The organism is Buttiauxella agrestis ATCC 33320 (genome assembly GCF_000735355.1).
GTDB lineage: Bacteria > Pseudomonadota > Gammaproteobacteria > Enterobacterales > Enterobacteriaceae > Buttiauxella > Buttiauxella agrestis.
The window spans coordinates 131,812-144,019 of the sequence record NZ_JMPI01000063.1; the positions used below are offsets into that span (position 1 = coordinate 131,812).

At 48.9% G+C, this 12,208-nt stretch carries 12 protein-coding genes and 1 pseudogene; 7 read left to right on the plus strand and 6 right to left on the minus strand.

Translation table 11 applies throughout. From position 1 onward, the window contains the following. Nucleotides 1-6: 6 nt before the first annotated feature. The 3 genes from zapG to degS all read left to right on the plus strand — a co-directional run bounded on the left by zapG (nucleotide 7) and on the right by degS (nucleotide 3,116). On the plus strand, nucleotides 7-408 hold the full coding sequence (gene zapG / locus GBAG_RS18195) for a Z-ring associated protein ZapG (RefSeq protein WP_034498884.1): 402 nt from the start codon (nucleotides 7-9) through the stop codon (nucleotides 406-408). 183 nt (nucleotides 409-591) lie between these two features. Beyond that, a complete protein-coding gene (gene degQ, locus GBAG_RS18200; RefSeq protein WP_034498885.1) occupies nucleotides 592-1,962 on the plus strand; it encodes a serine endoprotease DegQ in 1,371 nt (456 codons plus the stop codon). 86 nt (nucleotides 1,963-2,048) lie between these two features. Beyond that, entirely contained in the window at nucleotides 2,049-3,116 is a 1,068-nt protein-coding gene (degS, locus tag GBAG_RS18205) for an outer membrane-stress sensor serine endopeptidase DegS (protein WP_034498886.1), read from the plus strand. Between the two features lie 69 nt (nucleotides 3,117-3,185). Here degS and mdh read toward each other — a convergent pair whose 3' ends face one another. Continuing rightward, nucleotides 3,186-4,124 (minus strand): malate dehydrogenase, encoded by a 939-nt coding sequence (gene mdh, locus GBAG_RS18210; RefSeq protein WP_034498887.1) that lies wholly within the window; start codon nucleotides 4,122-4,124, stop codon nucleotides 3,186-3,188. 433 nt (nucleotides 4,125-4,557) lie between these two features. Between mdh and argR the strand changes: the two genes are divergently transcribed. The 3 genes from argR (at nucleotide 4,558) to yhcN (GBAG_RS18225) (ending at nucleotide 6,073) form a co-directional block, all read left to right on the plus strand. Next, entirely contained in the window at nucleotides 4,558-5,028 is a 471-nt protein-coding gene (argR, locus tag GBAG_RS18215; RefSeq protein ID WP_034498888.1) for a transcriptional regulator ArgR, read from the plus strand. Between the two features lie 384 nt (nucleotides 5,029-5,412). Next, the gene (gene yhcN / locus GBAG_RS18220; RefSeq protein WP_034498968.1) at nucleotides 5,413-5,676 is read left to right on the plus strand and encodes a peroxide/acid stress response protein YhcN; all 264 of its coding nucleotides are present in this window, start codon (nucleotides 5,413-5,415) and stop codon (nucleotides 5,674-5,676) included. Between the two features lie 130 nt (nucleotides 5,677-5,806). Then, nucleotides 5,807-6,073 carry a peroxide/acid stress response protein YhcN gene (gene yhcN, locus GBAG_RS18225; RefSeq protein ID WP_034498889.1) on the plus strand — a complete coding sequence of 89 codons (267 nt, stop codon included), beginning with the start codon at nucleotides 5,807-5,809 and terminating at the stop codon, nucleotides 6,071-6,073. Between the two features lie 68 nt (nucleotides 6,074-6,141). Here the strand turns inward: yhcN (GBAG_RS18225) and GBAG_RS18230 are convergent, their stop codons facing one another. The 5 genes and pseudogenes from GBAG_RS18230 to aaeX all read right to left on the minus strand — a co-directional run bounded on the left by GBAG_RS18230 (nucleotide 6,142) and on the right by aaeX (nucleotide 11,093). After that, nucleotides 6,142-6,414, minus strand: a complete 273-nt coding sequence (locus tag GBAG_RS18230) for a barstar family protein (RefSeq protein ID WP_034498890.1) — start codon at nucleotides 6,412-6,414, stop codon at nucleotides 6,142-6,144. A gap of 33 nt (nucleotides 6,415-6,447) precedes the next feature. Beyond that, a pseudogene (locus GBAG_RS18235) lies at nucleotides 6,448-7,901 on the minus strand (NAD-dependent succinate-semialdehyde dehydrogenase). A 74-nt stretch (nucleotides 7,902-7,975) separates the two neighbouring features. Then, complete coding sequence (gene aaeB, locus GBAG_RS18240) at nucleotides 7,976-9,937, minus strand: p-hydroxybenzoic acid efflux pump subunit AaeB (protein WP_034498891.1); 1,962 nt, start codon at nucleotides 9,935-9,937, stop codon at nucleotides 7,976-7,978. Nucleotides 9,938-9,949: 12 nt separating this feature from the next. Further along, nucleotides 9,950-10,861 (minus strand): p-hydroxybenzoic acid efflux pump subunit AaeA, encoded by a 912-nt coding sequence (gene aaeA, locus GBAG_RS18245; protein ID WP_410374053.1) that lies wholly within the window; start codon nucleotides 10,859-10,861, stop codon nucleotides 9,950-9,952. Between the two features lie 28 nt (nucleotides 10,862-10,889). Continuing rightward, the gene (gene aaeX / locus GBAG_RS18250; protein WP_034498893.1) at nucleotides 10,890-11,093 is read right to left on the minus strand and encodes a p-hydroxybenzoic acid efflux pump operon protein AaeX; all 204 of its coding nucleotides are present in this window, start codon (nucleotides 11,091-11,093) and stop codon (nucleotides 10,890-10,892) included. A gap of 159 nt (nucleotides 11,094-11,252) precedes the next feature. Here aaeX and aaeR point away from each other — a divergent pair, with 159 nt between their 5' ends. Continuing rightward, nucleotides 11,253-12,194 carry an HTH-type transcriptional activator AaeR gene (gene aaeR / locus GBAG_RS18255; RefSeq protein WP_034498894.1) on the plus strand — a complete coding sequence of 314 codons (942 nt, stop codon included), beginning with the start codon at nucleotides 11,253-11,255 and terminating at the stop codon, nucleotides 12,192-12,194. Nucleotides 12,195-12,208 lie beyond the last annotated feature (14 nt).

The following is a 12,208-nucleotide window of genomic DNA, read 5'->3' on the forward strand; positions in this document are numbered from 1 at the left end:
AAGTTCATGACCTGGGAATATGCGCTAATTGGGTTAGTTGTTGGCATCATCGTTGGTGCAGTTGCTATGCGTTTTGGCAACCGCAAGCTGCGTCAGCAGCAGGCAATGCAGTACGAGATTGAGAAAAACAAAGCAGAACTTGAAGAGTATCGCGAAGAGTTAGTCAGCCACTTTGCCCGCAGCGCCGAGTTGCTGGACAACATGGCACATGATTATCGCCAGCTTTATCAACACATGGCAAAAAGCTCCAGCAGCCTGCTGCCTGAAATGTCAGCCGAAGAGAATCCATTCCGCAATCGCCTTGCTGAGTCTGAAGCCAGCAACGATCAGGCACCGGTGCAGATGCCGCGTGACTACTCTGATGGCGCATCCGGTTTGCTGCGTACCGAACGCGCAAAACGCGATTAATCACAAATCCAGAATATTTTCTTGGGGTACCGCTTTCGTACCCCAATCTCTCTCCAGCACAGCTATCATTTACTTGTGTTACTTCACTCTATAACAGCATTGTTACCCGGCTGATATTTCAATAACATCGGAGTGTTATCGGGTTTTCCTTTTCCAGGTTCAGGTCACGAGAGCAAGCCATCAATGAAGAAACAAACACTGTTGTTGAGTGCCTTAGCGTTAAGCGTCGGACTGACGTTCGGTGTGACATCTCAGGTGAATGCGGCGTTGCCAGCACAAATTCCGGGTCAACCGGCTTTGCCAAGCCTTGCACCAATGCTGGAAAAAGTTTTACCTGCCGTGGTGAGTGTTCAGGTAGAAGGGACAGCGGCAGCGCCTGCCCAGAAAGTCCCGGAAGAGTTTAAGAAATTCTTTGGCGATGATATGCCTCCTTCGGAAGCCCAGCCTTTTGAGGGTTTGGGTTCAGGCGTGATTATTAATGCCGAAAAAGGTTATGTGCTGACTAACAATCACGTCATCAATCATGCCGAAAAAATCAGCGTGCAGCTCAATGATGGGCGTGAATTTGATGCCAAACTGATTGGTGGCGATGACCAAAGTGATATCGCGCTGATTCAAATTCAGAACGCAAGTGGCCTGACTCAAATCGCCGTTGCCGACTCCGATAAGCTGCGCGTCGGTGATTTTGCCGTTGCGGTCGGCAACCCATTCGGTCTGGGGCAAACGGCAACATCAGGGATTGTTTCGGCTTTAGGTCGTAGCGGTCTGAACCTGGAAGGGCTGGAAAACTTTATCCAGACCGATGCCTCTATTAACCGTGGTAATTCCGGCGGCGCATTGCTGAATTTGAACGGCGAACTTATTGGTATTAACACCGCTATCCTCGCACCAAGCGGTGGCAGCGTCGGTATCGGCTTTGCTATCCCAAGCAATATGGCGCAGACCCTGGCCAAACAGTTGATGCAATTTGGCGAGATCAAGCGTGGCTTGCTTGGTATTAAAGGCACCGAGATGAGTGCTGATATTGCCAAAGCATTCAACCTGACCACCCAACGTGGCGCATTTGTCAGCGAAGTCTTACCGCAATCGGGTTCGGCAAAAGCGGGTGTGAAAGCGGGTGATGTGATTACCAGCCTGAATGGTAAAACCATCAGCAGTTTTGCCGAATTGCGCGCAAAAATTGCCACTACTGAGCCTGGAACCGTAGTGAAACTAGGCTTGCTGCGCGACGGCAAACCGCTGGAAGTGAGCGTTACGCTTGATAAGAGCACCGCCTCATCTGCGAACGCCGAGCTAATTATGCCAGCCTTGCAGGGCGCGACATTAAGCGATGGTCAGCTCAAAGATGGTACTAAAGGCGTCAAACTCGACAGCGTTGAGAAAGGCACGCCAGCGGCACAAGCGGGCCTGCACAAAGACGATTTCATCATTGGTGTAAACCGCGAACGAGTTTCAAGCATTGCGGAGATGCGTAAGGTTCTGGAAACTAAACCCGACGTTATTGCTTTGCATGTGGCTCGCGGCGAAGAAAGTATCTATCTCTTAGTACGCTAATCTGCTCAGTAATCGGACATCTCTATACGATGTCCGATTAACTCATGCTATTCTGCTCCCGGCTTATTATTAACTAATACAAATCCATGTTTCTGAAGATATTACGCTCGGTGGTGATTGGCCTGATTGTGGCTGGCATATTGTTGGTATCGTTACCTTCACTGCGCCAAAAAATCATCCCCTTAGCACCCTCGAAGTTTGACAGTGCCGATGAAACTCCGCTGAGCTACAACACTGCGGTGCGACGCGCTGCGCCTGCTGTGGTCAACGTTTACAACCGCAGTGTCGGCAACAACTCACAAAATCAGTTAGAAATTAAAACCCTCGGCTCTGGCGTCATCATGGATGAACGCGGCTACATCATTACTAACAAACACGTCATTAATGATGCCGAGCAAATCATCGTTGCTCTGCAAGATGGCCGAGTGTTTGAAGCTTTATTGGTTGGCTCAGATAGCCTGACTGATTTAGCGGTGCTGAAAATTAACGCCACCAATCTCCCTGTCATCCCTATCAATAATAAGCGCATGCCGCATATTGGCGATGTTGTGATGGCGATTGGTAACCCGTATAACCTCGGGCAAACCATTACGCAGGGGATTATTAGTGCAACCGGCCGTATTGGCCTTAGCCCTTCTGGCCGCCAGTCTTTCCTGCAAACGGACGCTTCAATTAACCATGGTAACTCCGGTGGTGCGCTGGTCAATTCCCTCGGCGAGCTGATGGGCATCAATACATTATCGTTTGATAAAAGTAACGATGGCGAAACCCCTGAAGGTATCGGCTTTGCGATCCCGACTCAGCTTTCGACAAAAATCATGGATAAGCTGATCCGCGATGGACGCGTAATTCGTGGCTATATTGGTATTGGCGGTCGTGAGATTACGCCATTGCATGGCCCGGCAACGGGTATCGATCAAATTCAAGGGATCATCGTTAATGAAGTTACCCCTGATGGCCCGGCAGCAAAAGCAGGTCTTTTGGTTAATGACGTGATTATCTCCGTGAACCATAAACCGGCCATATCCGCATTGGGGACAATGGACCAGGTAGCGGAGATTCGCCCAGGCTCAGTCATTCCTGTTGAAGTGATGCGTGAAGATAAAAAGCTGACGTTGCAGGTAACGATTCAGGAATATCCCGCCACTAACTAATAAGCAGTGAACTCCAGGCAATAAAAAACCGGAAGCAATGTTCCGGTTTTTTTCGCTTAAGCGCAGGGTTTATTTGTTAACAAACTCTTCGCCAAGGGTAATGTCTTTCTGCAGAGTATCCAGCATGCCTTCCAGCGCCTGGTGCTCAAACGCACTCAGTTTGCCGTAAGACTTGTGCTCCGCGATTCCGTTTTTGCCCAGCAGCAATGGCTGAGAGAAGAAACGAGCGTGCTCGCCGTTACCTTCTACATACGCACATTCAACCACGTTGCTTTCGCCTTGCAGCGCACGCACCAAAGACAGACCAAAACGTGCAGCAGCCTGACCCATTGACAGAGTTGCAGACCCGCCACCCGCTTTCGCTTCCACAACTTCAGTACCCGCATTCTGGATACGTTTAGTCAGGTCAGCAACTTCTTGCTCGGTGAAGCTTACGCCTGGGATCTGAGACAGCAATGGCAGAATAGTCACGCCAGAGTGGCCACCGATGACAGGGACTTCGATCTCGGTCGGCTGTTTGCCTTTCAGTTCCGCAACAAAGGTGTTGGAGCGGATGATGTCTAGCGTAGTCACGCCAAACAGTTTGTTCTTATCGTACACACCTGCTTTTTTCAGCACTTCAGCTGCGATAGCAACAGTGGTATTCACCGGGTTCGTGATGATACCGATACAGGCTTTCGGGCAAGTTTTAGCAATCTGTTGAACCAGATTTTTAACGATTCCCGCGTTGACGTTAAACAAGTCAGAGCGATCCATACCTGGCTTACGAGCGACACCGGCGGAGATAAGCACGACATCAGCACCCACCAGCGCTGGTGTAGCATCTTCACCGCAGAAACCTTTAATTTTCACATCAGTAGGGATATGACTCAGATCGACTGCAACACCTGGGGTTACCGGTGCAATATCATACAGAGAGAGTTCTGAACCTGAAGGCAGTTGGGTCTTGAGTAGAAGGGCAAGCGCCTGGCCGATTCCGCCTGCTGCGCCGAGGACTGCAACTTTCATCCTAAACTCCTTATTATGGTTAGCAAATAGGTGCCGTAACTCCATGCGGTGGCGACCATAATCCAGAGAAGGGGTAATTACAATCTTCCCGCTTAAGGTTTGCGAAGTTACGCATTCCTGAAGCGTTACTGCTGCATTTACTCACCGGGTGGAAACGACGCCTGAGCGCCCGGTCACAACCTGATGTTGTCACATCAACGGCGGTTACATTACCCCTCCCTACGCAGCAAAACAACATCATTTTGATAACATTTGATTTACTTACCTACATATTTTCGAGTCGTGACGAAGGCATGTTCCTCGATAACAAAATTTGATAAAATCCGCCTCTTTCATAACATTATTTCAGGCTGACAACCTGCCATTAATTTGCATAATAATTCATTTAAATGCATAATAATGTTATCTTTGTTGACCTTTAAATGGGTAACCTATGCGTATTTCCTCAAAACAAGAAGAATTAGTCAAAGCATTCAAAGCACTATTAAAAGAAGAGAAATTCAGTTCTCAGGGCGAGATCGTCCATGCATTGCAAAACGATGGTTTTGAAAATATTAATCAGTCCAAAGTTTCTCGCATGCTGACAAAGTTCGGCGCCGTGCGTACCCGCAACGCAAAAATGGAAATGGTGTATTGCTTACCGGCAGAGCTTGGCGTGCCAACCACTTCCAGCCCGCTAAAAAATCTGGTGTTGGATATTGATTACAACGATGCCGTTGTGGTCATTCATACCAGTCCTGGTGCTGCGCAGCTTATTGCGCGCCTGCTGGATTCTTTAGGTAAAGCGGAAGGCATTCTGGGAACCATTGCCGGGGATGACACTATCTTCACCACTCCCGCGAAAAACTTTACCGTGAAAGAATTGTATGAAGCGATTCTGGTGCTGTTTGAACAAGAACTGTAAGCGTTAATACTCCATTCCCGTTGTGAATGAACAACGGGAACAACACTTCCGTAACAATCCCCCTGCTCACATCCATTGTCAGTAAATCCCGGTTTTACCTTCTTTCTAAGCCTAAATCTCGCTTGCATCAGCCAGTTATGTGATAAACCGCACAAAAAATCAAAATCTGGCATCTCATTGTTTTTACTTATATTTAACACAAAAATAGCAATATACATCCATTTTTAATAACTTTACGTAATAACCAAAGCCTCTATTATTGTAAAGTTTCATAGAGAATAATTAGCAGGGTATTAATTTTGTGAGTTATTAGTGTATACTTGATTTTGTGATGAGGGTCACGAAATGAAGACCCAAATAAAAGAATACGACGAGGTAAAAACCATGAACATGAAATCAACAGTAGTAGCCGCTAGCCTGCTTTCAATGCTGTCATTTGGTGCATTCGCAGCCACTTCTATCAACGCTGAACAAGCGCAGAACCTTCAGTCAATGGGTTCCGTTTCTGTAAGCCAGGTAGGTAGCGCACCAATGGATATGCACCAGATGTTGAATAAAAAAGCTGAAGAGCAAGGTGCTTCTTCTTACCGTATCACCGAAGCACGTTCTGGCGATGCATGGCACGCAACTGCTGAGCTGTACAAATAACAGTCGTTAGCCATAAGAAGTTAGCCATAAATAATAGTGATATACCGTTTAAACAAAATGACGACCCCAAGAACAATAAATGCAGTTAAGCCCTTCCGGTCGTTGAAAAACTTATTCAGGAGTAGACATCATGAAAACCAAATTAACCATCGCAGCACTTAGCCTTTTCTCCGTGATCTCTTTCGGCGCTAATGCAGCCGCGCATCAGGTCACTAACGAACAAGCTCAAAACATGCAGTCCATGGGCAGTATTTCAGTAAGCCAGGTGGGTAGCGCGCCAATGGATATGCGTCATGAATTATCACAGAAAGCAACTCAGGAAGGTGCCTCAGCTTATCGCATTACCGAAGCACGTTCGGGCGATACCTGGCACGCCACCGCTGAACTGTATAAATAAACCCTCGTCGTCAAATCTGGCGACTTTGCCCCCGCTCGCGGGGGCTTTTTTATGGGTTTAAATCAGCGTTAGCCACGCACGTTAAACCGCAATTGCCCTTCCAGCTCCTCTTCCGCTTCGTCAAAAAGCAAAATCAAAGCGCCATACCGCCGCCTTTGCATTTCTGGTAGATGAACAAATTCAATCTCTACCGGGAGCGGCAAAATATCCCCAACGACGACATCCCACAAACTATCGAGATCGTGAACCTGTTTTTTCTCAAGTTGAAAAACCTGGATAAAGTGGCGATAGAATCCCGGCTGATCTTCTATCTGACTAAAATCAAAGGTGTATTTTTTCATAGATTGCCACCTAACCCATTAGCATTGTGGTGACTATAGCCCGCCAATATGCAAGGTTTTGACTTCCAGAAACTCATCCAGACCTAACACGGAACCTTCCCGACCCAGTCCGGATTCTTTCACACCACCAAACGGCCCCAGCTCGGTCGAAACGGCGCATTCGTTGATACCAATCATCCCGCTTTCAATCGCTTGCGAGACGCGGAATACGCGGGCCAGATTCTGAGTATAGAAGTAGGCCGCTAAACCAAATAGTGTGTTATTCGCTCGCTCAATCACTTCCTCTTCCGTTTTGAAACTGAAGCAGGCGGCCAACGGGCCAAAGGTTTCTTCCTGCGCGAGTTTCATATCATCGGTGGCATCCACTATCACCGTTGGTTGCCAGAAGTTGCCACCCAATTCATGACTCTTCCCGCCTACCAGCACTTTTCCGCCCTTCGCCTGCGCATCTTCAACATGTTCACGGACTTTATCGACCGCAGATTTTTCAATTAATGGCCCTACAACAACGCCTTCTTCAAGACCATTACCCACTTTCAGGGCTTTAACGGCATCCGCGAGTGTGTTGACGAACTGGTCGTAGACCTTTTCCTGAATAAAGAAACGGTTAACGCTAACGCAGACCTGGCCTGCATTACGGAATTTATTCGCGACAGCCCCCTTCACGGCTTCGTCAATATCAGCATCTTCAAAGACGATATACGGCGCATTGCCGCCAAGTTCCATCGACACCTTTTTCATTGTTTCAGCCGCATTACGCACCAGGGTTTTACCCACTGCAGTGGAACCGGTGAATGATATTTTGCGAACGTCGCGGCTGGCCATAATTGCATCGCTAATTTCTTGCGTATTCCCCGCCACGGCGTTGAGTACACCATCCGGGACACCGGCTTTCTTCGCCAGAGCCAGCAATGCAAATGCAGACAGCGGAGTGTTATTAGCAGGTTTAATCACGCCGGTACAACCCGCTGCAAGCGCCGGGCCGAGCTTGCGAGTCAGCATTGCCATCGGGAAGTTCCACGGCGTGATAGCCGCAACTACGCCGATAGGCTCCCGGGTGGCTAAAATTCGTGAACCGGGTTCGCCGGAGGAATAATTTCACCATTTGCACGCTTGGCTTGCTCGGCAAACCACTGGATAAAGCTTGCGGCATACTCGACTTCGCCTTCCGCCTCTTTCAACGGTTTGCCTTGTTCTGTGGTCATTAAGCGCCCGAGCCAGGCTTTGTTCTCAATAATTAACTGGAACCACTTATAGAGAATCGTGGAACGTTCTTTGGCGGTTTTTGCACGCCATGCAGGGAAAGCTTTAGCCGCAGCGGCAATCGCTTCTTCCGCCTCTTTTTTACCGGCTTTTGCCACTTTCGCGACAACTTCGCCGGTAGCCGGGTTGAGAACGTCAAAGGTTGCGCTGAGTTTGCGCCATTCACCATTGACCAGATAACCGGTGTTAAATAATTCACTGTCCTGGAGTGCCTGATTTGTCATAGTTTTCTCCTGTTATGAATTGGGCATCTGGTAAGTATAGATACAAAAAAGCCGACGCATGGCGTCGGCTCGGGTCAGGCAGTGATGAATGCGTGCTGGTATTTATGCAGCACCTCGGCTAATCGCCGTACCGGCTCGGTGACCTGTAATGGCGCCTCCCAGATACGCAATTTTTCCTGGTAGATGTCCAGTTCCTCCAGCAATTGCTTGAAGTAACGCTGCTTTTTGTCATCGCTGGAGGCCGAAGTCACTTTGTCTGCTGTCTTGCGCAGTTGGCGATGGAATGCCGAAAGATCGTCGTTCACCGGTATCGGTGCATCACGCAGACGCTGGTGCGCAATGATTAATGTCAGCGCCAGGCGATAACGCGGGATATCACCCGGGAACATATTCAGCAGTAAGAAAAGCTGCTGATACAGCGCGGGCAGATGGTTTTCTTTGCGGCGAGCCTTGTTGGTTGTTAATGCGGAAACTGCCGCAGAGACAATCTGGTTCAACAGCGTGCGACCCGTTCGGGCTTTCGAATTATCACGGATGATGAGTATCACCATCAATGCCACGAAACAGCCAATAATTTGCCCCAACGCGCCATCCAAAAATGTATTGAAGTGAAACGTCATGGGGTTATCTAACACGATAACGTTAATTGTCCCGGCCAGCGCCCCCATCGAACCCAACCGCCGTTTCTGTACTTCGATACCAATAAAGAACGCCAGTAACGCAAGGCTAATAGAAAGCAGCACCATACTTTGCTGTGTCGCGGGAATGATGACCAGAAAATAGAGTCCCCCCAGCGGCAACGCCACCAGCATTCCGTAGAGAAAATCTAACGCCACCATGCGAGGGTTCGGCAAACGCATAGCGAGCGATGTGACCACCGCGATCATGACCATGGCACCGCTACCGGATGTCCAACCGGTAGCAAGCCAGAACAAGCAGCCCAACAGGCAAGAAATGGCGGTACGCCAGAAGTTGATCATCGCGTGGTGGCCTTCAGCTGATTGCACTTTTACCACCACTTCCTGGGTTAAAATCTCTTCTTCAATCGCATTGATACGAGTATTGCTGATAACACCCCGTTTCAGCACTAAATAGCGCGTCGCCTCGTTAACCCAACTACGGATGGTGACAGGGGTATATTTCTCACCAGCGAAAGATACGACTTTGCGGATAACTTTCAACTGCTGATGCACATCCGCAGCTGTTTCTACCGGCGTTTCAAATAACTCGCGAAATTCAGGGGTGACAAATTCAGGGCGCGTATTTTGAATCAGGAAGGTTTCACACGCCTGAGTAATCAAGGCCAGAGAAACCGCATTCAGTGCTTTCAGGCGGCGGTTCGCACGTCCCCAACGAGCAGATTCAATCTTCAGGTTATCGCGCATTCCCTCAATCACAGTGGTGCGCTGAACCAGGCTTGCCCAGGCCTTATCGACCTGTTCTTTATCGCCATGCGCAATACACAACTGCATCAGGCGGTAATGATCCACTAGCAAGCTATCAAGTTGACGATCGATTTCTTTTTTAATCGAACGCGGGGAGAAAATTAAGTCGGCAATAATGGCGCAAACAATACCAATGACAATTTCACTGCATCGCTCAACGGCAAACTGCGGTGCCACCAGAGGATTGGCTTGAATGGTGACAATAATAATCAGCGTGGTGTAGCCCGCAAGACCCCAGGCATAAGAGTTTTCGACTTTAACTAGCGACGAAATCCAGGTGCAAAATCCGGCCCAGATACAGCACACCAGCAACATAACGACCGGGGCACGAATCAGTGTGGTGATGATGAATAACGCGGCGAAACAACCAATAAATGTGCCTACAATACGCAGCATTCCGCGATAGCGAATCGCTCCAGAATAGGGTTCACCGCCCGCCGCAAAAGCAGGCCCCGCGGCGACCAACACGGACGTCAGCACCGCCCAGCGCGGGGTTTCCAGTTCAAAATGAAACCCTACCCATAGCGCCAGCACGATGGCAAAAGCCAATTTGAAGGCGAAGCGCAAATGTAACCGCGAAATATAATACATATCGACCTACGCTTAACCGAACTCACGCAAACGATGCATGAGTTTAATGAATACCGATTCGTGGTCAGTATTTCTGTCTTTATCCCCTGTTACCACGACGGTTGCCGTTGTCCCGGCGGGATAGAGATTTGCCTGTTGCTCATCAAGGTGAATGCGTACCGGCACACGTTGCGCCAGGCGCACCCATTCGAGATTGGAATCAACAGTCGCCATACCTTTACTGTCTCTGGTGCTACTGGCATTCGTCACCCCGGCCGAAAGGCTATCGACCGTTCCACGTAATATACGATTACTGCCAAGCGGTGTAATTTGCACCCGGTATCCTGGGCGAATACCGTCAAGCTTGGTTTCTTCCATGTAGGCAAGAATGTAGAAAGAGCCACGTTTGACCAGCGCCACAGCGGTTGAGCCACGGGTAATAAACTCACCGGTATACACATTCAGGTTAGTTACCCAACCTTCTGCTGGTGCGCGAATGATGGTACGTTGCAAGTCCAGTTCGGCTAAATCACGGGTTGCTTCAGCTTTGGCTAACTGATGCAAAACCGTCTGAAGCACATTGTTGGACTGTTCGATTTCTTCACGCGACATTGCCTGCGTGCCTAATGAATTACGACGCCCGGCTTCACGGCGTTTCTCGCCAGCTAAAACCTGGTAGTAGGAAACATCGGCTTGGGCTTGTTCTAAAGCTTTCTGATAACGAGGCTGATCGATAGTGAAGAGAATCTGATCTTTCTTCACCAATTGGTTGTCGTGGACCTTCACATCGGTAATTAAGCCGGAGACATCGGGTGCAATCGCGACAACGTCTGCGGTAAAGCGGGCGTCACGCGTCCACGGTGATTCGGTATAAAACACCCAGGCGCGGTAGATAGCGATGAAAGCCAGCAGCACCAGAATTAGTGTGATGGCAGTGCGGATCATTTTTGTTGTAAGTGCTTTCACATCAACCTCAAACAAACAGGCGCGAGATCAGATAAAACAGGCAGCAATAAAGCGCTGTGTTAAATAATGCCGGGTGCCAGACAAAATCATAAATTCCCGTCGGAGTCAGCAGACGGCGAACCAACCAGAACAACGCCAGCGATAAAATCAGCTCGAAGAATATCGGCGGAAAAGAAAGACCGAATATCACGATAACGGGAAATAGACTCATGTTAACCTTGCAGAAAATACAGAAGACACAAACCCTGGGACAGCCAGGAATGCTGAGCAAACGAATGATACGGGTCGTGTTGTTAATAATATATTACCGCAATAGTTAGCCCGTTATCTATAATCTGTGATCTAAATCACTTTTCACTCAGAGTGAACAATGGAAAGACTTAAGCGCATGTCGGTTTTCGCCAAAGTTGTCGAACTTGGCTCTTTTACCGCCGCGGCCAGACAGCTTGAAATGAGCGTGTCGTCCATCAGCCAAACGGTTTCAAAACTCGAAGACGAGTTGCAAGTTAAGTTGCTAAACCGCAGCACACGCAGCATTGGGCTAACCGAGGCCGGTAAAATATACTTTCTTGGCTGCCGTAAAATGCTGCATGAAGCGCAAGCAGTACATGAGCAGCTTTATGCTTTCAACAACACGCCCATCGGAACGCTACGTATCGGCAGTTCTTCAACTATGGCACAAAATGTCCTCGCGTCCATGACCGCAGACATGCTCAAAGAATACCCGGAATTGACGGTAAACCTGGTGACGGGAATCCCAGCGCCGGACCTGATTGCCGATGGCCTGGACGTGGTTATTCGTGTCGGTGCTTTGCAGGATTCAAGCCTGTTCTCCACACGCCTCGGATCGATGCCGATGGTAATTTGTGCCGCTAAAAGTTATCTGCAACAAAACGGCACGCCAGAAAAGCCCGCCGATCTTGCCAGTCATTCCTGGCTTGAATACAGCATTCGCCCGCACAATGAATTCGAGTTGATCGCGCCCGAAGGGCTTACCACGAAGATGATCCCGCAAGGGCGATTCGTCACCAACGATCCCATGACGTTAAGCCGTTGGTTAAAAATAGGTGCCGGGATCGCTTACGTTCCGCTGATGTGGGTGATCGATGAGATCAATGAAGGGACGCTTGAGATCTTAATGCCGAGCTATCAATCCGATCCTCGTCCGGTGTACGCACTGTATACCGAAAAAGATAAGCTGCCTCTGAAAGTACAAGTTTGTATTAACTACCTGACCGAGTATTTCGTGAAGGTTTCGCATCTTTATCAAGGGGTACGCGACAACAAAGGACGCGGTAAAGACGTGGGGTAAAATGGGCAGTATTG

Excerpts from the sequence above, each read along its gene's own strand:
- zapG (WP_034498884.1), top strand. The coding sequence starts at position 7 with ATGACCTGGGAATATGCGCTAATTGGGTTAGTTGTTGGCATCATCGTT.
- aaeX (WP_034498893.1), bottom strand. The coding sequence starts at position 11,093 with ATGAGTCTATTTCCCGTTATCGTGATATTCGGTCTTTCTTTTCCGCCG.
- aaeB (WP_034498891.1), bottom strand. The coding sequence starts at position 9,937 with ATGTATTATATTTCGCGGTTACATTTGCGCTTCGCCTTCAAATTGGCT.
- yhcN (WP_034498889.1), top strand. The coding sequence starts at position 5,807 with ATGAAAACCAAATTAACCATCGCAGCACTTAGCCTTTTCTCCGTGATC.
- aaeA (WP_410374053.1), bottom strand. The coding sequence starts at position 10,861 with ATGATCCGCACTGCCATCACACTAATTCTGGTGCTGCTGGCTTTCATC.
- yhcN (WP_034498968.1), top strand. The coding sequence starts at position 5,413 with ATGAACATGAAATCAACAGTAGTAGCCGCTAGCCTGCTTTCAATGCTG.
- degS (WP_034498886.1), top strand. The coding sequence starts at position 2,049 with ATGTTTCTGAAGATATTACGCTCGGTGGTGATTGGCCTGATTGTGGCT.
- degQ (WP_034498885.1), top strand. The coding sequence starts at position 592 with ATGAAGAAACAAACACTGTTGTTGAGTGCCTTAGCGTTAAGCGTCGGA.
- GBAG_RS18230 (WP_034498890.1), bottom strand. The coding sequence starts at position 6,414 with ATGAAAAAATACACCTTTGATTTTAGTCAGATAGAAGATCAGCCGGGA.
- aaeR (WP_034498894.1), top strand. The coding sequence starts at position 11,253 with ATGGAAAGACTTAAGCGCATGTCGGTTTTCGCCAAAGTTGTCGAACTT.
- argR (WP_034498888.1), top strand. The coding sequence starts at position 4,558 with ATGCGTATTTCCTCAAAACAAGAAGAATTAGTCAAAGCATTCAAAGCA.
- mdh (WP_034498887.1), bottom strand. The coding sequence starts at position 4,124 with ATGAAAGTTGCAGTCCTCGGCGCAGCAGGCGGAATCGGCCAGGCGCTT.